Below are 25210 nucleotides of genomic sequence, written 5' to 3'. Positions count from 1 at the left end.
AAGCACCAATGAGCACCAACAACGAGGAACTCGTCTCTGCGCTGCGCGGATCCCTGCGTGAGGCCGAGCGGCTGCGGCAGCGCAACCGCACGCTCGTCGACGCGGCGTCCGAGCCGATCGCGATCGTCGGCACCGCCTGCCGTTTCCCCGGCGGCATAAGCTCCCCCGAGCAGCTGTGGGACGCCGTCGAGGCGGGTACGGACCTGGTGTCGGGCTTCCCCGAGGACCGGGGCTGGGACCTCGACGTGCACGACCCCGACCCCGAGCGCTCCGGCCGCAGTTACACCGACCGGGGCGGATTCCTCACCGGAGCGGCCGACTTCGACCCGGCCTTCTTCGGCATCTCGCCGCGCGAGGCGCACGCCATGGACCCCCAGCAGCGGCTGCTCCTGGAGACCTCCTGGGAGGCGTACGAGCGGGCGGGCATCGACCCGCACACCCAACGCGGCAGCCGCACCGGCGTGTTCGCCGGCACCTGGGGCCAGGGCTACGGCCTCGGCGCCCGCGCCCCCGAGGACGCCGAGGGCTATCTCGTGACCGGAGCCGCGACCGCCGTCGTCTCCGGCCGCGTCGCCTACGCCCTGGGCCTTGAGGGCCCGGCGGTCACCGTCGACACCGCCTGCTCCTCGTCCCTGGTGGCCCTGCACTGGGCGGTGCGGTCGCTGCGGGCGGGCGAGTGCACGATGGCCCTCGCGGCCGGAGTGACCGTCATGGCCACGCCCGGCGTGTTCGTCGAGTTCTCCCGGCAGCGCGGCCTCGCGACCGACGGCCGGTGCAAGGCGTACTCGGCCGACGCGGACGGCACCGGCTGGGGCGAGGGCGTCGGCGTCCTGCTCCTGGAGCGGCTCTCCGACGCGCGCCGCAACGGCCACCGCGTCCTCGCCGTCGTCCGCGGCTCCGCCGTCAACTCCGACGGCGCGAGCAGCGGGCTGACCGCGCCCAACGGCCCCTCGCAGCAGCGGGTCATCCGGCAGGCGCTCGCCGACGCCCGGCTCTCGCCCTCCGACGTGGACGTCGTGGAGGGACACGGCACCGGCACCCGGCTCGGCGACCCGATCGAGGCCCAGGCGCTGCTGGCGACCTACGGGCAGGAGCGGGAGCGGCCGCTGCTGCTCGGCTCGGTCAAGTCCAACCTCGGGCACACGCAGGCCGCGGCGGGCGTCGCGGGTGTCATCAAGATGGTCGAGGCCATGCGGCGCGGCGTGGCGCCCAAGACCCTGCACGTCACAGGGCCGACGCCACAGGTCGACTGGTCGGCGGGGGCGGTCGAGCTGCTGACCGAGGGCCGCGCCTGGCCCGCGACCGGCGCCCCGCGCCGCTCGGCGGTCTCCGCGTTCGGCGTGAGCGGCACCAACGCCCACGTCGTCCTGGAGCAGGCCCCCGAGCCCACCGGTGAGCCCGAGGACGCTCCCGAGTCCGGGCGGCTCGTGCACCCGAGTCTGCCGTGGCTGCTGTCCGGTCACACCCCGGCCGCGCTCCGCGCGCAGGCCGAGCGGCTGGCGGCCGGCCTCCCCGACGACGCCGAACCCCTGGACATCGCCTCGGCGTTGGCCACCGAGCGCGCCGCGCTGCCCTTCCGCGCGGCCGTCGTCGGGGCCGACCGCGAGCGGCTGGTGGCCGGTCTCGCCGCGCTCGCGGCCGGGGCGCCCACCGCCGTCGCGGGCGAGGCGCGGCCCGACCGCACCGTGGCGATGCTCTTCACCGGACAGGGCTCGCAGCGTGCGGGCATGGGCGAGGAACTGGCCACCGCGTACCCCGCGTTCGCCGCCGCCTGGGCCGAGGTGTGCGCCGAGTTCGAGGCCGTACTGCCCCGGCCGCTGCGCGAGGTCGTGGCCGAGGGCGGCGACGCCCTCGAACAGACCGTGTACGCGCAGGCGGCCGTGTTCGCCTTCGAGGTCGCGCTGTCCGCGCTCCTCGACTCGTGGGGCCTCCGTCCCGACCTCGTCCTCGGTCACTCCGTCGGCGAGCTGGCCGCCGCCCACGTCGCGGGTGCGCTGTCGCTGCGGAACGCCGTCCTCGTGGTCGCCGCGCGCGGCAGGCTCATGCAGGCGCTGCCCACGGGCGGCGCGATGGTCGCCGTCCAGGCGAGCGAGGCCGAGGTCGCGGACGACCTCGGCCCGGCCGTGGCCCTCGCCGCCGTGAACGGGCCCGCGTCGGTCGTGCTCTCGGGCGACGAGGACGCCGTGCTCGCCGCCGCCGAACGGTTCGCCGCGCTCGGCCGCAAGACGCGGCGGCTGCGGGTCAGCCACGCGTTCCACTCGCACCGGATGGAGCCGGTCCTCGACCGCTTCCGGCAGGTCCTGGGAGCGGTGACGTTCACCCCGCCCCGGGTGCCGTTCGTCTCCGCCGTGACCGGAGCGCCGGTGGGCGAGGAGCTGTGCGACCCCGAGTACTGGGTGCGCAACGTCCGCGACACGGTCCGCTTCGCCGACGGAGTCCGCGCATTGGCCGACGACGGCACGGACACCTTCGTCGAGGTCGGCCCGGACGCGGTGCTCAGCGCGCTGGTCGCCGACGCCCTGCCGGAGGACTCCGACCGGCCCGAGGTCCTCGCCGTGGCCGCCGCCCGCGCCGACAGGCCCGAGGCCGAGACCCTGGTCACCGCGCTCGCCCGCGTGCACGCCCACGGCGGACCCGTGGACTGGGCGGCCTTCCTCGGCCCCGGCACGCGCCCCGTCGACCTGCCGACGTACGCCTTCCAGCACGAGCGCTACTGGCTGGCCGCCGAGCCCGCCGACGACCTCGGCACCGCGGGGCTCGCCGCCGCCGGCCACCCGCTGCTGCGGGCCGCCGTGGAGCTGCCCGCCGAGGACTCCGCCGACTCCGACCGGCCGGACGCCCCGGGCGCCGTGGTGTTCACCGGTACGTTCTCCCTCCGTACCCACCCGTGGCTGGCCGATCACGCCGTCCTCGGCACGCCCCTGGTCCCCGGCACCGCGTTCGCCGAACTCGCCGCCGCCGCCGGCGACCGGATCGGCTGCGGCACGGTCACCGAACTCGTGCTGACCGCCCCGCTGGCCCTGCACGGCTCCGGCACCGTCCGGCTGCGGGTACGCGTCGACTCCCCGGACCGCGACGGCCTGCGCGCGGTCACGATCCACTCCCGGCCCGACGACGCCCCCGCCGACGGCACCGGCTGGACCCGCCACGCGACCGGCACGCTCGCCCCCGCCGACCCCGAGCCCGCCGCCGTCCTCGCGACGTGGCCGCCCGCCGGCGCGGAGCCGGTCGCCGTCGACGCGCTCTACGACGACCTCGCCGCCGCCGGTTTCGGCTACGGCCCCGCCTTCCGGGGCGTGCGCGCCGCCTGGCGCCACGACGGTGCGCTGCTCGCCGAGGTCGACCTGCCCGACGGCACCGACGAGGCGGGATTCGGCCTGCACCCGGCCCTCTTCGACGCCGCCCTGCACGCCCTCGGCCTCGGCGGCGTGGTGGAGCGCGGCGGACTGCCGTTCACCTGGACCGGTGTGCGGCTGCACGCCGTCGGCGCGCGGTCCCTCCGCGTGCGGCTGACGCCCACGGGACCGGACGCCGTCGCGGTCACCATGGCCGACGCCGAGGGCCGGCCGGTCGCCACCGTGGCCGACCTCAGGCTGCGCCCCGCCGTCGAGGTCGGCGGCAGCACGAGCGCGGACGCCCTGCACCGCGTGCAGTGGGAGCCGCGCCCTGCCGGGCGGTCGACCGCCACCCGCTGGACCGTCCTCGGCGCCGACGCGGACGGCATCGCGGCCGCGCTGACCGACGCGGGCGCCGAGGCCACCACCGGAGACCTCGCCACCGTCGCCACCCGCGACACCCTCGACGCGACCGGCACGGACGCCGTCGTGGTCTCCGTCTCCGGGGCCACGGCCGGGTCCGTTCCCGACGCGGTGCGGGCCGCCACGCACGAGGCCCTCGCGCTCGTCCGCACCTGGCTGGCCCAGGACCGTACGGACGTCCCGCTCGTCGTCGTGACACACGGCTCGGTCGCCGCCGACCAGGGCGACACCGTGCCCGACCTGGCCGGCGCCGCCGTGTGGGGTCTGCTCCGCAGCGTCCAGTCCGAACACCCCGGCCGGGTCGTCCTGATCGACCTGGACACCCCCGAAGCCGCCGCCGCCCTCCCCGGCGCGCTCGCCACCGGCGAACCCCAACTCGCGGTACGGGGCGGAGCCCTGCGCGTTCCCCGGCTCGCCCGGGCCGCCGTACCGGCGGACGGCACCGGCACCCTCGGCTTCGACGGCACCGTCCTCGTCACCGGCGGAACCGGTGCGCTGGGCCGGCTCGTCGCCCGGCACCTGGTCGAACACCACGGCGTACGCGGGCTCCTGCTGCTCGGCAGGCGCGGCGCCGACGCGCCCGGCGCCACCGAGCTGGTGGCCGAACTCGCGGCGCTCGGCGCCACCGCCGACGTCGTCGCCTGCGACGTGACGGACCGTGACGCCCTCGCGGGCGCCGTCGCGGGCATCCCCGCCGAGCGCCCCCTGACCGCCGTCGTCCACGCGGCGGGCCTGCTCGACGACGCCACGGTGGAGTCCCTGACCCCCGAGCGGCTCGACACCGTGCTCCGCCCGAAGGCCGACGCCGCCTGGCATCTGCACGAGCTGACCGCCGGCCTCGACCTGAGCGCGTTCGTCCTGTTCTCCTCGCTCGCCGCCACCGTCGGCAGCCCCGGACAGGGCAACTACGCCGCCGCCAACGCCTTCCTCGACGCCCTCGCCGCCCACCGGCGCGCCCTCGGCCTGCCGGCCACCTCGATCGGCTGGGGTCCGTGGTCCGACGGCATGGCGGGCGGCCTCGACCGCGTCGACACGGCCCGCCTCGCCCGTGGCGGCGTCGCCCCGCTGCCGCCCGCCGACGGCCTCGCCCTGTTCGACGCGGCCTGCGCCGCCCCCGCCTCCCTGACCGTCGCCGCGCGCCTGGACCTTCCCGTACTGCGGGCGCAGCACGGTCTTTTGCCCGCCGTCCTGCGGGGTCTCGTCCCCGCCCCCGACCGCCGTACCGCGGCCGCCGCACGCACCGGCGACTTCGCCGACCGGCTCGCCGCGCTCCCCGAGGCCGACCGGCGCCGCGCGGCGCTGGAGCTCGTCCGCGAGAACGCGGCGGCCGTGCTCGGCCACGCGGGCTCCGACGCGATCGCGGCCGACCGGGCCTTCCTGCAGCTGGGCTTCGACTCGCTGACCGCCGTCGAGCTGCGCAACCGGCTCGGTGCCGCGACGGGCCTGCGGCTCGCCGCGACCGTCACCTTCGACCACCCCACGCCCACCGCCCTGGCGGACCACCTGCTCGCCGAGACGCTCGGGACGGGCCAAGGGGCACCGCGGGTCCTGACGGCCGTCGCCCCGGTCGACGAGCCCATCGCGATCGTCGGCATGGCCTGCCGCTACCCCGGCGGCGTCGCGTCCCCCGAAGACCTCTGGCGGCTCGTCCTCGACGGCACCGACGCCGTCACCGGCTTCCCCGAGGACCGGGGCTGGGACCTCGGCGGCGTGTACGACCCCGACCAGTCCCGCGCGGGCACCAGCTACACCCGTGAGGGCGGCTTCCTGCTCGACGCCGCCGAGTTCGACGCGGGCTTCTTCGGCATCTCGCCGCGCGAGGCCCTCGCGATGGACCCGCAGCAGCGCCTGCTCCTGGAGACCTCCTGGGAGGCGATCGAGCGCGCGGGCCTGGACCCCGCGACCCTGCGCGGCAGTGCCACGGGCGTCTTCGCCGGCCTGATGTACCACGACTACGGCAGCGGCGCGGGCACGCTGCCCGAGGGCGTCGAGGGCTACCTCGGCCTCGGTACGGCGGGCAGCGTGCTGTCCGGCCGCGTCGCCTACACCATGGGCCTCGAGGGCCCCGCGGTCACGGTCGACACGGCGTGCTCGTCGTCCCTGGTCGCGCTGCACTGGGCGATCCAGGCGCTGCGGTCGGGCGAGTGCTCGATGGCACTGGCGGGCGGCGTCACGGTGATGGCCACCCCCGGCACGTTCGTGGAGTTCTCGCGGCAGCGCGGCCTCTCCCCGGACGGCCGGTGCAAGTCGTTCGCGGCCTCGGCCGACGGCGTCGGCTGGGCCGAGGGCGCGGGCGTGCTCCTCGTCGAGCGGCTGTCCGACGCCCGCCGCAACGGCCACCCCGTCCTCGCGCTCGTGCGCGGCAGCGCCGTCAACCAGGACGGCGCCTCCAACGGCCTGACCGCCCCGAACGGCCCCTCGCAGCAGCGGGTCATCGGTCGCGCGCTGGCGGACGCGGGTCTCGCGTCCTCGGACGTGGACGCCGTGGAGGCCCACGGCACCGGCACGACGCTGGGTGACCCGATCGAGGCGCAGGCCCTGCTCGCGACCTACGGGCAGGGTCGTGAGCGGCCGTTGTTGCTCGGTTCGGTGAAGTCGAACATCGGCCATGCGCAGGCTGCTGCGGGTGTGGCGGGTGTGATCAAGATGGTGCAGGCGATGCGGCACGGTGTGCTGCCGCGGACGCTGCATGTGGATGAGCCGTCGCCGCACGTGGACTGGTCGGCGGGCGCGGTGGAGTTGTTGACGGAGTCGCGGGAGTGGCCGGAGACGGGTGCTCCGCGTCGGGCGGGTGTGTCGTCGTTCGGCGTCAGCGGCACGAACGCGCACGTCGTTCTGGAAGAGCCCCCGGTCGCGGCCGAACCCGCGGCCCGGCCGGCGGAGAGGGATCTGCCGGTCCTTCCCTGGATCCTCTCGGCCGATTCGGCGGAGGGTCTGCGTGCGCAGGCGGAGCGTCTGGCCGCGCACGGCTCTGCGCTTGAGGCCGATCCGCGTGATGTGGCGTTCGCGCTGGGGACGACGCGTTCGGTGCTGGGGCATCGTGGTGTGGTTCTGGGTGGGGACCGGGCGGAGCTGTTGGCCGGTCTTTCCGCGCTGGCAACGGGTGCTGAGGCGCCGGGTGTGGTGCGGGGTCTCGCGGGCGGCGACGGCCGGGTGGCGTTCGTCTTCCCCGGTCAGGGTTCGCAGTGGGTGGGCATGGGGGCGGAACTCCTCGATACGTCACCGGTGTTCGCCGCGCGGATGGCGGAGTGTGCCGCCGCGCTGTCCCCGTTCGTCGAGTGGTCGCTGCTGGACGTGTTGCGGGAGGCCGAGGGAGCCCCCGGCCTGGACCGGGTCGATGTGGTGCAGCCCGTGTTGTGGGCTGTGATGGTGTCGCTGGCCGAGGTGTGGCGTTCGCATGGTGTGGTGCCGTCGGCGGTGGTGGGGCACTCGCAGGGCGAGATCGCGGCCGCGTGCGTGGCGGGGGCGTTGTCGCTGTCCGACGGCGCGCGGGTCGTGGCTTTGCGGTCGAAGGTCATCGGTGAGGTGTTGGCCGGTCGGGGCGGGATGTTGTCGGTCGCGCTGTCGGCCGACGACGTGGCCGAGCGGATCGCTCCGTGGGCCGGTCGTGTCTCGATCGCGGCGCTCAACGGACCCGCCGCGACCGTCGTGTCGGGTGATCCGGACGCGCTGGACGAGCTGACGGCGGCCTGCGCGGCCGATGGTGCGCGGACGCGGCGGATCCCGGTGGACTACGCGTCCCACTCGGCCCACGTCGACGTACTGCGTGAGCGGCTGCTCGCCGACCTCGCCGACGTCGCCCCCACGGCCGGAGCCGTCCCGCTGTTCTCGACGCTGACGGGCGACTGGATCGGGGGCACGGCGCTGGACGCCGAGTACTGGTTCCGCAACCTGCGGGAGCCGGTGCGGTACGCCGACGCCGTGGCGGGTCTTCTCGCCCAGGGCTACCGGGGCTTCGTCGAGGTCAGCCCGCATCCGGTGCTGACCGTCGGCACGCAGGAGACGGTCGAGGCGGCCGACGCGACCGCCGTGGTCGTGGGCTCGCTCCGGCGGGACCAGGGCGGAGTGGCGACTCTCCTCGGCCACCTGGCCGAGGCCCATGTCGGCGGTGTACGGGTCGACTGGGCCGCCTTCCACGCCGGTACGGGCGCGCGGGCCGTCGACCTGCCGACGTACGCCTTCCAGCGCGAACGCTTCTGGCTCGCGCCGACCGGGCCCGCCCTGGGCGACCTCGCGAGCGCCGGTCTCGCCGCCGCCGGGCACCCCTTGCTCGGCGCGGCCGTCGACCTCGCCGAGGACGGCGGACTCGTCCTCACCGGGCGTCTCGCCCCGGGCACGCCCGCGTGGTCGGCCGACCACGTCGTCCTCGGCGCCGTGCTGCTGCCCGGCGCCGCGGTGGCCGAGATCGTGCTCGCCGCGGGCGACCGGCTCGGTTGCGGAGTGCTCGACGAGCTCGTGATCGGCGAGCCGCTGGCGCTGCCCGAGCACGGCACCGTCCAGCTCCAGGTCCGGGTGGGCCCTGCCGAGTCCGACGGCCGCCGTGCCGTCGGCGTCCACACACGCCTCGTCGGCGACGACGGCCCGTGGACGCGGCACGCCACCGGCGTCCTCGCGCCCACGGGCAACGACACCGGTATGCCGCTCACCGAGTGGCCGCCCACCGGCGCCGAGCCGGTCGACGTGTCGGAGCTCTACGCCGACCTGGCCGACCGCGGTCTCGACTACGGCCCCGTCTTCCGGGGCGTGCGCGCCGCGTGGCGGCGCGGGACCGGACAGCGCGGCGAGGTGTTCGCCGAGGTCGAGCTGGAGTCGGAGGACCCGGCGGGCTTCCTGCTGCACCCCGCCCTGCTCGACGCCGCCCTCCACCCGATCGGCCTCGGCGGTCTGGTCGGCACGGGCGGGCTGCCGTTCGCGTGGCAGGGCATGCGCGTGTACGCCGTCGGTGCCCGCGCGGTGCGGGTCCGGCTGGCCGCCCTGGGCGGTGACGCCGTGTCGGTCGACCTGGCCGACGGCACCGGCGCGCCCGTCGCGGGCGTCGAGGCGCTGCGGCTGCGTGCCGTCACCGCCGCGCAGGTCGCCGCGGCCCGCACGGCGGGCGACCCCCTTCTGCACCTCGACTGGCTCCCGGTGTCCACCCCGGAAGCGGCCGGGACAGCCGGAACGCCCGAAGCATCCGGAGCGGCCGGAGCCCCCGCCGATGCCGGCGTCGTACTGCTGCGCCTCGACGAGGCCGACAGGTCCGGCGAACCCGACGACGTCCGCCGGACCGTGCACGAACTGCTCGCCGAGGTCCAGCGCTGGATCGCCGACGACAGGCCCGAGCGCCTCGTCGTCGTCACCCGCGCCACGGACCTGGTGGGTGCCGCCGTCGGCGGTCTGCTGCGTGCGGCCCAGGCCGAGCACCCCGGCCGGTTCGGTCATGTCGAGATCGACGAGCACGCCGATTCCTCGCGGGCCGTGCCGACCGCGGCGGCCCTGGCCGACGAGCCGCGGGTCGCCGTGCGCGCGGGCGAGCTGTTCGTCCCGCGCCTGGCCCGCACCCCTGCCTCCGACGAGACCGGGACCGTCCCCTTCGGACCGGACGACACCGTCCTCGTCACCGGCGCGGGCGGCACCCTCGGCGGCCTCGTCGCCCGGCACCTGGTGACCGCGCACGGCGTGGGCGGCCTCGTCCTGGTCGGCAGGCGGGGCGCGGAGGCGCCCGGCGCCGCCGACCTGGTCGCCGAACTGACCGCGCTGGGCGCCCGGGTCTCCTTCGCCGCCTGCGACGCCGCCGACCGCGACGCCCTCGCCCAGGTGCTGGCCGCGCACCCGGTCACCGGTGTCGTCCACGCGGCGGGCGTCCTGGACGACGCGACCGTGGAGTCCCTCACCCCCGAGCGGGTGGACGCGGTGCTCCGTCCCAAGGTCGACGCCGCCTGGCACCTGCACGAGCTGACGGCGGAGCTCGGCCTTCGCTCCTTCGTCCTCTTCTCGTCCCTCGCGGGCGTCCTCGGCGGCCCCGGCCAGGGCAACTACTCCGCCGCCAACGCCTACCTCGACGCGCTCGCCGAGCACCGCAGGACCCTCGGCCTGCCCGGCGTGTCGATCGCCTGGGGTCTGTGGGCCCCGGCCAGCGCCATGACGGGCCGCGCCGACACCTCGCGCATGGCGCGCGGCGGCGTCCTGCCGCTGCCGGCCGACCGAGGCCTGGCGCTGTTCGACACGGCCGTCACGGGCGGCGGACCGACCGTCGCCGCCCGGCTCGACCCGGCCGCCCTGCGCGACCAGGGCACCCGTCTGCCCGCGGCCCTGCGCGGCCTCGCGGGCGCGCCGCGCCGCCGGGTCGCCCGCGACGGGGACCCGGGCGGGCTGCGCGAGCGCCTCGCCGCCCAGCCGACCGCCGAACGCACCCGGACCGTACTGGAGCTGGTGCGCGGTCAGGCCGCCGCCGTGCTCGGGCACGGCTCGGCCGACGCCGTCGCCGCCGACCGGCCGTTCCTCGAATTCGGCTTCGACTCGCTGACCGCCGTGGAGTTGCGCAACCGGCTCGGCACGGCCACCGGCCTGCGGCTGCCCGCCACGACGGTCTTCGACCACCCGACACCCGCCGCCCTCGCCCGGCACATCCTCGCCGAGCTGCTCGGCGCCGCCGCCGAAGGACCCACGGCACCGACCGCCCTCGCGCGGGTGGACGAGCCGATCGCCATCGTCGGCATGGCCTGCCGGTTCCCCGGCGGCGTGGCGTCGCCGGAGGACCTGTGGCGCGTCGTCGCCGAGGGCCGCGACGTCATCTCCGGCTTCCCCGCCGACCGAGGCTGGGACCTCGACGCGCTCTACCACGCCGACCCGGACCACGAAGGCACGAGCTACACCCGCGAGGGCGGCTTCCTCGCCGACGCGGGCGAGTTCGACGCCGGCTTCTTCGGCATCTCGCCCCGCGAGGCGCTGGCGATGGACCCGCAGCAGCGGCTCCTTCTGGAGACGGCGTGGGAGGCCGTGGAGCGGGCGGGCATCGACCCCACCGCGCTGCACGGCAGCCGGACGGGCGTCTTCGCCGGAATGATGTACCACGACTACGCGGCGCGGCTCGGCGCGACTCCCGAGGGCCTCGAGGGCTACCTCGGCATGGGCAACTCCGGCAGCGTCGCGTCCGGCCGCATCGCCTACACCCTCGGGCTCGAGGGCCCGGCGGTCACCGTCGACACCGCGTGCTCGTCCTCCCTGGTCGCCCTGCACTGGGCGACCCGCGCGCTGCGCTCCGGCGAGTGCGACCTCGCGCTCGCGGGCGGTGTCGCGGTGATGGCCACCCCCGGCACGTTCGTCGAGTTCTCGCGGCAGCGCGGCCTCGCGCCCGACGGCCGCTGCAAGTCCTTCGCGGACGCCGCCGACGGCGCGAGCTGGTCCGAGGGCGTCGGCATGCTGCTCGTCGAGCGGCTCTCCGACGCGCAACGCAACGGCCACCGCGTCCTCGCCGTCGTCCGCGGCTCCGCCGTCAACCAGGACGGCGCGTCCAACGGCCTCACGGCACCGAACGGCCCGTCGCAGCAGCGGGTCATCCGCAGCGCCCTCGCCGACGCCGGACTCACCGCGGGCGACGTGGACCTGATCGAGGGGCACGGAACGGGCACGACGCTGGGCGACCCGATCGAGGCCCAGGCGATCCTCGCCACCTACGGGCAGGACAGGGGCCAGGACCGGCCGCTGTGGCTCGGCTCGGTCAAGTCGAACCTGGGGCACACCCAGGCCGCCGCCGGCATGGCGGGCGTGATCAAGGCCGTCGAGGCGATGCGGCACGGCGTGCTGCCCAAGACGCTGCACGTGGACGAGCCGTCGTCGCACGTCGACTGGTCGGCGGGCGCGGTCGAGCTGCTGACCGACGCACGGGAGTGGCCCGAGACCGGCGCGCCGCGCCGGGCGGGCGTCTCCTCGTTCGGCGTCAGCGGAACCAACGCGCACGTCGTTCTGGAGGCCGCACCGGACGTCCCCGAGGCCCCGGAGCCCGCGCGGGCCCCGGCGGCCGTGCCGTGGGTCCTTTCGGCCCGTACCGCGACCGGACTGCGGGCCCAGGCCGCGCGGATCCTGGACTGGGTCCGCGACGACACCGACGTCGTGGCGACCGGCTTCTCGCTGGCCACCGGCCGGGCCGCGCTCCCGCACCGCGCGGTCGTCGTCGGCGCCGACCGGGGCGAGTTCGCCGACGGCCTGGCCGCCCTGGCGGCCGACCGGCCCGCCGCGCACGTCGAGTCCGCGCGGGCCCGCGCGGACGCGGTCACCACGCTCCTGTTCACCGGGCAGGGCGGTCAACGGATCGGCATGGGCGAGGAGCTGGCGGCCGCGCATCCGGTGTTCGCCGACGCCTTCGACCAGGTGTGCGCCGAGTTCGACGCGGTGCTCGACCGCCCGCTGCGCGAGGTGATCGCCTCGGGCGAGGGTCTGGACGACACGGAGTACGCGCAGCCCGCGCTGTTCGCGGTCGAGGTCGCCCTCTTCCGCCTCTTCGAGTCCTGGGGCGTACGTCCGGACTTCCTGATCGGCCACTCGGTCGGCGAGTTGGCGGCCGCGTACGTAGCGGGCGTGTGGTCCCTGCGCGACGCGGTGACCGTCGTCGCCGCGCGGGGCCGGCTCATGGGGGCGCTGCCCGAGGGCGGTGCGATGGTGGCCGTGGAGGCCTCCGAGGAGGAGGTCGCTCCGACGCTCGTCGAGGGCGCGGGGATCGCGGCGGTCAACGGGCCGTCGGCGGTCGTCGTCTCCGGCGACGAGGACGCGGTCCTCGCCGTCGTGGCCCGCTGGTCCGAACAGGGCCGCAGGACACGGCGTCTGACGGTCAGCCATGCCTTCCACTCGCATCTGATGGAGCCGATGCTCGCGGAGTTCGCGCAGGTCCTGGAGTCGGTGGGCTTCGCCGCGCCGAGCATCCCGGTCCTGTCGACGGTGCCCGGTGGGGGTGACCTCACCGAGCCCGGCCATTGGCTGCGCAACGTCCGCGAGGCCGTACGGTTCTCCGACGCCGTGCGGACCGCCGCCGAGGCGGGCACCACCCTCTTCCTCGAACTCGGCCCCGACGCCGTGCTGTCCGGCCTGGTCGCCGCCGACGCGGGCGCGGACGCCGTGGCCGTCGCCGCCCAGCGCGACGGCAGGCCCGGCGAGCGTACGGCCGTCGCCGCACTGGCCCGCCTGCACGCCGAGGGCGTCCCGGTCGACTGGTCCGCGTTCTTCGCGGACACGGGCGGACTGTGGGTCGACCCGCCGACCACCGCCTTCGAGCGCACGCGCTACTGGCTCGACGTCCCGGCGCCGCGGGAAGCCCTCGCGGACGACGCGTTCTGGGCCGCCGTCGAACGCGGCGACGTCGCCGACCTGCTCGGCGTCGCCGCCGACGCGGGCCTCGACGCGCTGCTGCCCGCCCTGTCGAACTGGCGTGACCGGGACCGTACCGCCGCCGCCGTGGACGCCTTGCGCCACCGGGTCCGGTGGACGCCGTCGGCCGACCGGTCCCACGCGACGCCGACCGGCCGCTGGCTGCTCGTCGCCCCCGCGGGCGACCTGCCGCTCGCCGCCGACTGCACCGCCGCGCTGCGCGAGCACGGCGCCGACGTCACGTACGTCGAACTGCCCGAAGGCGCCGACCGCGCGACCGTCGCGGCCCTCCTCGACACGCCCGACGTCGCCGGAGTGCTCTCGCTGCTCGCCCTCTCCGCCGACCCGGTACGGGCCACCCTCACCCTCGTCCAGGCCCTGGGAGACGCCGGGGTGGGCGCGCCGCTGTGGTGCGCCACCTCGGGCTCCGTCTCCGTGGGCTCCTGGGACGCGATCCCGGACACCGCCGTCGCCGCGGCGGGCGTGTGGGGGCTCGGCCGGGTGGTCCGCCTGGAGGCCCCGGACCGCTGGGGCGGCCTGGTCGACCTGCCGGGCGCCCTCGACGAGCGCGCCCGACGACGCCTCGCCACCGTCCTCGTGGGCACCGAGAACGAGTGCGCGGTCCGCGCGAGCGTCACCTTCGCCGCCCGTCTCGTCCGCGCCGCCGACAGCCCCCGCCACGAGTGGCACCCCCGGGGCACGGTCCTGGTCACCGGCGGCACCGGCGCGCTCGGCGGCCACGTCGCCCGGGGCCTCGCCGAGCGCGGCGCCGCCCACCTGCTGCTCGTCAGCAGGCGCGGCCCCGCCGCCGAGGGCGCGGACGAACTGGTCCGCTCCGTCGAGGCCGCGGGCGCCCGGGTGACCCTCGCCGCCTGCGATGCCGGCGACCCGGCCGAACTGGCCGCCCTGCTGGACCGGTTGTCCGAGGACGAACCGCTGACCGCCGTCGTCCACGCCGCCGGCGTCCTGGACGACGCGCCGCTGGACACCCTCACCCCCGACCGCGTCGCCGCCGTGCTGCGCGCCAAGGCGGACGCCGCCCTCGCGCTCCACACGGCGACCGCCGGTCTCGATCTCGACGCGTTCGTGCTGTTCTCCTCGCTCGCGGGCACCCTCGGCAACCTGGGTCAGGGCGCCTACGCCGCCGCGAACGCCGTGCTGGACGCGCTCGCGGTCCACCGTCGCGCCCTCGGCCTGCCCGGCACCGCCGTGGCATGGGGCCCGTGGGCGGGCGGCGGGATGCTCGACGCGGCCGCCGCCGGCCGGATGCGCCGCGCCGGCCTGACCCCGCTCGACCCCGACCGCGCCCTCGTCGCGCTCGACCTCGCGGTGGGCGGCGACGACGCACACCTCGTCGTGGCCGATGCCGACTGGGACCGCTTCGCGGCCGCACCCCTGCTGGCCGAACTGGCCGCACCCGCACCGGTCGAGCCGGCCGCGGAGCTCCTCGGCCCCGACCGTGAGCGGGCCGCGCTCGAACTGGTCCGCGCGCACGTCACCGCCGTCCTCGGCCACGCGGGCGGCGCCGACGTCGACCCCGACGCCGCCTTCCGCGACCTCGGCTTCGACTCGCTCGCCGCCGTCCAGCTGCGCAACCGGCTCACGGCCGCGACGGGCGCGTCGCTCGCCACGACCGCCGTCTTCGACCACCCGACCGCCCGCGCCCTGGCCGCGCACGTCCTCGCGCTCCTGGCCCCGGCCACCGTGGCGTCGGCGTCCCCGTCCGGGTCCATGCCGGGGTCTGCGTCCATGTCCATGTCCGTGGACCTGGACGAGCCGATCGCCATCGTCGGCCTGGCCTGCCGGTTCCCCGGCGGCGTCGAGTCGCCGGAGGACCTCTGGCGGCTGCTCGCCGACGGCGTCGACGCCGTCGGCCCGATCCCCGCCGACCGGGGCTGGGAGACCGCCGACGCCTACGCCGAGGGCGGCTTCCTCACCGACGCCGCCGGGTTCGACGCCGACTTCTTCGGCATCTCGCCGCGCGAGGCCCTCGTGATGGACCCGCAGCAGCGGCTCGCCCTCGAGACGGCGTGGGAGGCCTTCGAGCGCGCGGGCCTCGACCCGCACGGGGCCCGCGGCACCTCGGTCGGCGTCTTCCTCGGCACCAACGGGCAGGACTACGCGGCCCTGCTCGGCGGAGTCACCGAGGCGCACGAGGGCCACATCGGCACCGGCAACTCGGCCAGCGTGCTCTCCGGTCGCGTCGCCTACGCGCTCGGCCTCCAGGGCCCCGCCGTCACCGTGGACACCGCGTGCTCGTCGTCGCTGGTGGCGCTGCACTGGGCGATCCAGGCGCTGCGCTCGGGCGAGTGCTCGATGGCGCTCGCGGGCGGCGTGACCGTCATGGCGACACCGGGCGCGTTCGCCGAGTTCGCCCGGCAGAGCGGCCTCGCGGCCGACGGGCGCTGCAAGGCCTTCGCCGCCGGGGCCGACGGCACCGGCTGGGGCGAGGGCGCGGGCGTCCTGCTCGTGGAGCGGCTCTCCGACGCGCTCAGGCTCGGCCACCCGGTGCGCGCGGTCGTACGCGGCTCCGCCGTGAACTCCGACGGCGCCTCGAACGGCCTCACCGCGCCCAACGGCCCCGCGCAGCAGCGGGTCATCCGCGCGGCATTGGCCGCCGCCGGGCTGCGGGCGTCCGACGTGGACGCCGTCGAGGCCCACGGCACCGGCACCTCCCTCGGCGACCCGATCGAGGCGCAGGCGCTGCTGGCGACCTACGGCCAGGACCGGGACGAGCCGCTGTGGCTCGGTTCGGTGAAGTCCAACATCGGCCACACCCAGGCCGCCGCGGGCGTCGCGGGCGTCATCAAGATGGTGCTCGCGCTGAACGCGGGCGAACTGCCCCGGACCCTGCACGTCGACGAGCCGTCGTCGCACGTCGACTGGTCGGCGGGCGCCGTGGAACTGCTGACCGAGCCCCGGGAGTGGCCGCAGACCGGCGCGCCGCGCCGGGCGGGCGTCTCGTCGTTCGGCGTCAGCGGAACGAACGCGCACGTGATCATCGAAGAGGCCCCGGCCGTCGCCGTCACCACGTCGTCCGCCGTCGACCCCGCCCCCGCGCGGCCGACCGGACCGGTGCCCTGGCTCGTGTCCGGGCGTACGGAGGACGCGCTGCGGGCACAGGTCGAGCGGCTGCGGGCGTTCGTCACCGCACACCCCGACGCCGACCCGGCCGGCATCGGTCTCGGCCTGGCCACGGGCCGGGCCGCGCTGGCGCACAGGGTCGCCGCCGTCGGCGAGCGGACGGACGAGCTGCTCGCCGCGCTCGACGCGGCCGTGCCGACGGTGGCCAGGGAAGGCCGTACGGCGTTCCTGTTCACGGGGCAGGGCGCGCAGCGCCGGGGCATGGGCGAGGAACTGGCCGCGACGTACCCGGTGTTCGCGGAGGCGTTCGACGCCGTGTGCGCGGAGTTCGACACAGTCCTTGATCGTCCGTTGCGTGAGGTGATCGCTTCGGGTGAGGGTCTGGACGACACGGCGTACGCGCAGCCGGCGCTGTTCGCCGTCGAGGTCGCCCTCTACCGGTTGGTCGAATCCTGGGGCGTGGTCCCGGACATGCTGATCGGCCATTCGATCGGCGAACTGGTCGCCGCGCATGTGGCGGGTGTGTGGTCGCTGCGGGACGCGGTGACCGTCGTCGCCGCTCGTGGGCGGCTGATGGGGGCGCTGCCCGGGGGCGGTGCGATGGTGGCCGTGGAGGCCTCCGAGGAGGAGATCGTCCCGACGCTGGTCGAAGGCTCTGGGATCGCGGCGGTCAACGGGCCGTCGTCGGTCGTCGTCTCCGGCGACGAGGAGGCGGTCCTCGCCGTCGCGGACCACTGGTCCGAACAGGGGCGCAGGACCAAGCGGTTGACGGTCAGTCATGCCTTCCACTCCCACCGTATGGAGCCGATGCTCGCCGAGTTCGCCGAGGTCCTGGCCTCGGTGCGGAGCGAGGCGCCGACCGTCCCGATCGTGTCCACCGTGGCCGACGACGACGACGTCACCGAGCCCGGCTACTGGCTGCGCAATGCCCGGCAGGCCGTACGGTTCTCCGGCGCCGTCCGGACCGCGCGCGCCGCCGGCGTCACGGCGTTCCTCGAACTCGGCCCGGACGCCGCGCTCAGCGCGCCGACCGCCGAGACCGTGGACGACGTCCTCGCCGTCCCCGTCCAGCGGGCGGGCCGGCCCGGTGCCGCGACCGCCGTGGCGGCCCTCGCCGCCCTGCACGCCGGCGGCGCGCGGGTCGACCGGGCCGCGTACTTCACGGGCACGGACGCCCGCCGCGTCGACCTGCCCACGTACGCCTTCCAGCACGCGCGGTTCTGGCTCACGCCGCCCGCGACCACCCCGGCGGGCCTCGCGGGCGCCGGCCTGACCACCGTCGGGCACCCGCTGCTCGGCGCGGCCGTCGAACTGCCCGGCGCGGACGCGGTCGTGTTCACCGGCAGCCTGTCGCTGCGCACCCACCCCTGGCTGGCCGACCACGCCATCCTCGGCCCCGCGCTGCTGCCGGGCACCGCGTTCCTCGACCTCGCCCTCGCGGCCGGCCGCCACATCGGCTGCCCCCGCGTGGACGACCTCGGCCTCGAGGCCCCGCTGCCGCTGCCCGCGCAGGGCGCGGTGCGCCTGCAGGTCCGGGTCGAGGCCCTCGAGGCCGACGGCCGCCGCCAGATCGGCGTCTACTCGCGTCCCGAGGACGACGAGCACGCCTGGACCCGGCACGCGGCGGGCGTCCTCGCCCCCGACAGCGGCCCGGCCCCCGAGACCCTGACCGAGTGGCCGCCCGCGGGCGCCGAACCGCTCCCGATCGGCGACCTCTACGAGGACCTGGCCGCCGCGGGCTTCGACTACGGCCCCGTCTTCCGCGGCCTGCGCGCCGTATGGGGGCGTGACGGCGCCGTGTACGCCGACGTCGCGCTGCCCGACGACGCCGGGTCGACCGACGAGTACGGCGTGCACCCCGCGCTGCTCGACGCCACCCTGCACGCGCTCGGATTCGGCGACCTGGTCGCGGACTGGGGGCGCGGCCGGCTGCCGTTCGCCTGGACCGGCGCACGGGTGCACGCCGTCGGCGCGCGGGCCCTGCGCGTGCGGCTCACCGCCGAGGGCGGCGGCATCACGCTGACCGCCACCGACCCCACCGGGCAGCCGGTGGTCACGGTCGAGGGCGTCCGCCTGCGACCCGTGGCCGACGCGCCCGCCACCCGTAGGACCGCGCGACCGCACCGGATCGAGTGGACGCCCGTGGCGACCGGCACCGTCGCCTCCGACGACGCCGCCTCCGACGTCACCGAGCTCGTCGTCCCCGGCGGGACGCCCGACGGTGACACGGTGGCCGAGACGCACGCGGCCGTCGTCGACGCGCTGGCCCGGATCCGGGCCTGGCTCGCCGAGGACCGCCCCGGGCGCCTGGTGTTCGTCACGCGCGGCGCCGTCGCGGCGGGTGCCGACGAGGCGCCCGACCCGGTGGCCGGCGCCGTATGGGGCCTGGTGCGCTCGGCCCAGTCCGAGCACCCCGACCGGTTCACGCTCGTGGACCTGGCCCCGGACGGCGACCGCTCCGGCGCGGCCGCCGCGATCCGCACGGGCGAGGCCCAACTCGCCGTACGCGGTACGGCCGTACTGGCGCCCCGACTGGCCCGTGCGCTGCCCGCGCCCGCCGCCACGGCCTCCTTCGACCAGGACGGCACCGTGCTCGTCACGGGCGGCACCGGCACCCTCGGCGCCGTCATCGCCCGCCACCTCGCCGTCGAGCACGGCGTACGGCACCTGGTCCTGACGGGCCGCCGCGGCCAGGACGCCCCCGGCGCCGCCGAGCTCGTGGCCGACCTGGCCGCCCTCGGCACCACGGCCCGGGTCGTGTCCTGCGACGCCGCCGACCGGGACGCCCTCGCCGACCTGCTCGCGGGCATCGAGCCGCCGCTCACCGGAGTGGTGCACGCGGCGGGTGTCCTCGACGACGCGACCGTGGAGTCGCTGACCCCCGAGCGGGTACGGACGGTCCTCCGGCCCAAGGTCGACGCCGCCTGGCATCTGCACGAACTGACGGCGGGCCTCGACCTGACCGCGTTCGTGCTGTTCTCCTCGGCCGCCGGCGTCCTCGGCGCCCCCGGCCAGGGCAACTACGCCGCCGCCAACGCCTTCCTCGACACCCTCGCCGCCCGTCGCCGCGCCCAGGGGCTGCCCGGCGTGGCCCTCGCGTACGGACTGTGGGAGGCGCGCGGCGGCATGACCGCGGGCCTCGGGGACGCCGATGTGCGCCGCGTCGGCCGCGCGGGCATGCGGCCGCTCGGCGCCGAGGACGGCACGGCCCTGTTCGACGCCGCGGTCCACGGCGGCGACGCCCTGGCCGTGGCCGCGCTCTGGGACCTCCCCGCGCTGCGGGCGGCCGCCGACGCGCTCCCGCCGCTCCTGCGCGGCCTCGTCGGGCAGCCCGCCCGCCGGGCCGCGAGCGCCGGGACCGGCGAGGGGGCCGACCGGTTCGCCGGCCTCTCCCGGGCCGAGCGGGAGCGCGCCGCCGTCGACCTCGTACGCGAGCACGTGGCAGCGGTCCTCGGCCACGCGTCCGCGACGGCGGTCGCCGCCGACCGCGCGTTCCTCGACCTCGGGTTCGACTCGCTGACCGCCGTGGAGCTGCGCAACCGGCTCGGCGCCGCGCTCGGCCTGCGCCTCGGCACCACCGCCGTGTTCGACTACCCGACCCCGGCCGCCCTGGCGGCGCACCTCCTGGAACGCCTCCTCGGCACCACGCCGCCGGTCGAACGGGCCCCGGCACCGATCGCCCCCGCGGACGAGCCGATCGCGATCGTGGGCATGGCGTGCCGCTACCCCGGTGGCATCGCGTCGCCCGACGAGCTGTGGGCCACGGTCGCCGCGGGCGTCGACGCCGTGTCCGGATTCCCCGCCGACCGCGGCTGGGACCTCGCGACGCTCTTCGCCGACGACCCCGACCGGCCCGGCAGCAGCCACACCCGCGAGGGCGGCTTCCTGCACGACGCGGGCGAGTTCGACGCCGGCTTCTTCGGCATCTCGCCGCGCGAGGCGCTCGCGATGGACCCGCAGCAGCGGCTGCTCCTGGAGACCTCCTGGGAGGCCGTGGAGCGGGCGGGCATCGACCCGGCGTCGCTGCGCGGCAGCCGTACCGGCGTGTACGCGGGAGTGATGTACCACGACTACGTGGCCGGGGTGGGCACGCTGCCGGCGGGCGTCGAGGGCTACCTCGGCACCGGCAACTCGGGCAGCGTCGCCTCGGGCCGCGTCGCCTACACCCTGGGCCTGGAAGGGCCCGCGGTGACGGTCGACACGGCGTGCTCCTCCTCGCTGGTCGCGCTGCACTGGGCCATCCAGTCGCTGCGCTCGGGCGAGAGCGACCTCGCGCTCGCGGGCGGTGTCACCGTGATGGCGACCCCGGGCGTGTTCGTCGACTTCTCCCGGCAGCGCGGCCTCGCCGCCGACGGCCGCTGCAAGTCCTACTCCACCGGCGCCGACGGCACCGGCTGGGCCGAGGGCGCGGGCATGCTGCTCGTCGAGCGGCTCTCCGACGCGCGCCGCAACGGCCACCCCGTGCTCGCCGTCGTACGCGGCTCGGCGGTCAACCAGGACGGTGCGTCCAACGGTCTGACGGCGCCGAACGGTCCTTCGCAGCAGCGGGTCATCCGCAGCGCGCTGGCCGAGGCCGGCCTGCGGCCTTCCGACGTGGACGCCGTCGAGGGCCACGGCACCGGCACGTCGCTGGGCGATCCGATCGAGGCCGAGGCCCTGCTCGCCACGTACGGCCAGGAACGGGACCGGCCGCTGTGGCTGGGCTCGGTGAAGTCCAACCTCGGGCACACCCAGGCCGCCGCCGGCGTGGCCGGCGTGATCAAGATGGTGCAGGCCATGCGGCACGGCGTGCTGCCCAAGACCCTGCACGTCGACGAGCCGTCGACACACGTGGACTGGTCGGCGGGCGCGGTGGAGCTGTTGACCGAGGCCCGGGCCTGGCCCGAGGGCGAGGGGCCCCGCCGGGCGGCGGTGTCGTCCTTCGGCCTCAGCGGCACCAACGCCCACGTGGTGCTCGAACAGGACGGGCCGCGGACGCCGCCCGCCGAAGAGCCCAACCGGACCCCCACGGAGGGGGCCACCGACGGATCGGCCGTGGAGCCGGCCGCCGTCGTCCCCGTGACGCTGTCGGCGCGCACGGACGAGGGGCTGCGCCTGCAGGCCGACCGGCTCGCCGCCGCGCTGACCGCCGATCCGGCGCTCACCCCGCTCGACATCGCCTACTCCGCCGCCACCGGCCGGGGACGCCTCGGACGCGGGGCCACGGTCGTGGCGAGCACCCGCGCCGAGCTGCTCGCGGGCCTGGCCGCGCGGGGCGGTCCTGCCACCGGGCAGGGCACCGGCCGTACGGCGTTCCTGCTGACCGGCCAGGGCGCCCAGCGCGCGGGCTCGGGCGAGGAACTGGCCGCGGCGTACCCGGTGTTCGCCGAGGCCTACGCCGAGGTGTGCGCGGAGTTCGACGCCCAGCTCGAACGGCCCCTGCGGCAGGTCGTCGTCTCGGGCGAGGGGCTGGACGACACCGCGTACGCCCAGCCCGCGCTCTTCGCGCTCGAGGTCGCCCTCGCGCGGCTGCTCGGCTCCTGGGGCGTGGCGCCGGACTTCCTGCTCGGCCACTCGGTCGGCGAGCTGGCCGCCGCCCACCTGGCGGGCGTGTGGTCGCTGCGCGACGCGGTGACCGTCGTCGCCGCGCGGGGCCGCCTGATGGCCGCGCTTCCCGCCGGCGGCGCGATGGCCGCGATCGAGGCACCCGAGGCCGAGGTCGCCGCCGAGCTGGTGACCGGGGCGGTCGTCGCCGCGGTCAACGGCCCGGCCTCGGTCGTCGTCTCCGGCGCCGAGGACGCCGTCCTCGCCACGGCCGCGCTCTGGGCCGAACGGGGGCGCAGGACACGGCGGCTGAAGGTCGGCCACGCGTTCCACTCGCCGCTGATGGAACCCATGCTCGCGGAGTTCGCGGAGGTCCTCGCGACCGTCGGGTTCCGGCAGCCGCGCGTTCCCGTCGTGTCCACGGTCACCGGCGAGGTCGTCGGCGAGGAGTTCGCGACCGCCGCCTACTGGGTGCGGCACGTGCGGGACGCCGTGCGCTTCGCGGACGGCGTGCGCGCCCTCGACGCGGCGGGGGTGGACACCGTGGTGGAGCTCGGCCCCGACGCCGTGCTCACCGCGATGGCGGCCCAACTGCTGCCCGACACCGCCGCCGCCGTACCCGTGCTGCGCGCCGGACGGCCGGAGGTGCCCGCCGCGGTCACCGCGCTCGGCACCCTGCACCACCGGGGCGCCGACGTGGACTGGGCGGCGTTCTTCGCGGGCCTCGGCGCCCGGCGCGTCGAACTGCCCACGACCGCCTTCCGGCGCACGCGCTACTGGCTGGAGTCGGCGCCGCGCGTCGGCGACCTCTCCGCCGCCGGGCTCGCCGTCGCGGACCATCCGATGCTGGGTGCCGTCGTCGAGTCGCCCGACGGTGTGACGCTCACCGCCCGCCTCGGCGCGGCGACCCACCCCTGGCTGGCCGACCACGCCGTGCTCGGCAGCGTCCTGCTGCCCGGGACCGCCTTCGTCGAGCTGGCCGTCGCGGCGGGCGGACACGTCGGCTCGCCCCGGGTGCGCGAACTGACCCTGGCCGCACCGCTGGTGCTGCCGGCGGACGGCTCGGTGCTCGTCCAGGTCCAGGTCGGCGCGCCCGCCGACGGCGAGCGGCCGGTCACGGTGTCCGGTCGCGCCGACGGCGCGCGGGAGTGGACCAGGTACGCGACCGGCGTCCTCGCGGCGCCCGCCCCCGCGCCCGCCCCGGACGCGCGGGAGTGGCCGCCGGCAGGCGCCGAGCCGATGCCGACCCACAGCGTCTACGACGACCTGGCCACGGCCGGGTTCGGCTACGGACCGGTCTTCCGCGGCCTGCGCGCGCTCTGGCGGCGCGGTACGGACGCGACGGCCGAGGTGTTCGCCGAGGTCGAGCTGCCGGACCTGGCCGAACCGGCGGGCTTCGGAGTGCATCCGGCGCTCCTGGACGCGGCGCTGCACGCGGTCGGCGCCGGTGAACTGCGCGCCCAGGGCGTGCCGTTCTCCTGGACCGACGTCACCGTGCACGCCACGGGCGCCCGCTCGGTGCGGGTACGGCTCGCACCGGTCGGCGCGGACGAGGTGTCCCTGCACGCGTGGGACCACGACGGCAACCCGGTGGTCACCGTCGAGTCGCTGCGCCTGCGGCCGCTCGGCCCGGACGACCTGCGCGCCGGGCCCACCGCGGCCGACGCGCTGTTCGACCTCGACTGGGTGCCCGTCGCCGCCACCGGCGCCACCCCGGGCCGCTGGGCGCTGCTCGGCGGGGACGAGCACGGTCTGTCCGACGCGCTGCGCCCGGTGGCCGACGTCGAGGAGCACCAGGGCCCGGACACCGTCGGCGAGGGCGTGGCCGTGGTGATCGCGCCGCTGCCCGCCAAGAGTTCCGGGGACGTGCCGTCGGCCGTACGGGACGTCCTGCGCGACACGCTGGAGCTGGTGCGGTCGTGGGTGACGGGCGACCGTGCCACCGACGCGCGTCTGGTCGTCCTTACCCGCGGCGCCGTGGCGGCCGACGACGGCGAGCGGCCCGACCTGGCGGGAGCCGCCGCCTGGGGCCTGGTCCGCGCCGCGCAGTCCGAACACCCGGGCCGGATCGTCCTGGTCGACACCGACGACGCCCCGGCGTCGCTCGCGGCCCTGCCCGCCGCCCTCGCGACGGGCGAGCCGCAGCTCGTGGTTCGTGCCGGCGGCGTGCGGGCGGCCCGCCTGGTCCGCTCCGCCGCCACGGAGCCGGCCGCGCCGCTGGGCGCGCGCGGCACGGTCCTCGTGACCGGCGCGACCGGTGCGCTGGGCGCGCTGGTGGCCCGCCACCTCGTGGCCGAACACGGCGTACGCAGGCTGCTGCTGGTCAGCCGGTCCGGGCAGCACCCGGAACTGGCCCGGGAGCTGGCCGAGTCGGGCGCCGTCGCCGAGTTCGCCGCGTGCGACGTCGGCGACCGGGCGGCCCTGGCCGCCCTGCTCTCGGGCGTCGAGCCCGAGCACCCCGTGACGGCCGTGGTGCACGCCGCGGGCGTGCTCGACGACGGTGTGGTGGAGTCGCTCACCCCGGACCGGCTCGACACGGTGCTGCGGCCCAAGGCCGACGCCGCCTGGCACCTGCACGAACTGACCCGTGACCTGGACGCGTTCGTGCTGTTCTCGTCCGCCGCGGGCCTGCTCGGCGGGCCCGGCCAGGGCAACTACGCCGCCGCCAACGCCTTCCTCGACGCCCTCGCGGGGCTCAGGCGGGCCGAGGGCCTGCCCGCGACCTCGATCGCGTGGGGCCCGTGGGCCGAGGGCATGGCAGGGCAGGTCGACACGCGCAGGGCGGCCCGGGCGGGCATGCTGCCGCTCGACGCCGCGCAGGGCCTGGCCCTGTTCGACGTCGCGCGGGGCGGGGCTCCGGTCACGCTCGCCGCACGCCTCGACCTGCCGGGGATGCGGGCCCGAGCGGCGGAACTGCCGCCGGTGCTGCGGTCCCTGGTCCCCGCGCCCGCGCGGCCGGTGACCGAGACCGCCGAGCCGCTCATGCGGACGCTCGCCGCGCTGCCCGCCGCCGAACGGGAGCGGGCCACGCTCGACGCCGTACTCCGGCACACCGCCGACGTGCTCGGCCATGCGGCGCCCGAGGGCGTCGACCCGGGCCGCGGCTTCCAGCAACTCGGCTTCGACTCACTGATGTCGGTCGAGCTGCGCAACCGCCTCTCCGCCGCCGCCGGACTGCGGCTGCCCGCCACGACGATCTTCGACCACCCGACGCCCACCGCGCTCGCGGCGCACCTGATGGCCGGTCTCACCCCCGGCCGGGTCACCGTGACCTCGTTGCGCACCAGCACCCTCGCCGAACTGGAGGGCGCGTCCGCCGAGTTGGCCGCCGACCTGGAGCTCCGTGACGCGGTGCGGTCCCGGCTGCGCGCGCTGCTGCGGACGCTGGAGGACGACGGCGGCGACACGGTCGACGACGCGCACGGCGACGACGCGTTGGACGAGGTCAGCCTCGACGAGCTGCTCGACCTCGCCGACCAGGAGCTGAGGGACCTCTAGATGACCGA

General features: G+C 76.9%; 1 protein-coding gene. It reads left to right on the top strand.

Features of this window, described 5'->3' with window-relative positions; all coding sequences use genetic code 11:
• Positions 1 to 8: 8 nt before the first annotated feature.
• Positions 9 to 25202 carry a type I polyketide synthase gene (locus tag ACWCO8_RS03840; protein WP_451030760.1) on the top strand — a complete coding sequence of 8398 codons (25194 nt, stop codon included), beginning with the start codon at positions 9 to 11 and terminating at the stop codon, positions 25200 to 25202.
• Positions 25203 to 25210: the final 8 nt, after the last annotated feature.

Source organism: Streptomyces sp. NPDC001927, from assembly GCF_053594455.1.
Note: the sequence above shows the minus strand (reverse complement) of the source record. Positions and strands in the feature narration are given on the sequence as shown.

Bases quoted from the DNA above. Each gene is read 5' to 3' on its own strand.
- ACWCO8_RS03840 (WP_451030760.1), top strand. From the start codon at position 9: ATGAGCACCAACAACGAGGAACTCGTCTCTGCGCTGCGCGGATCCCTG.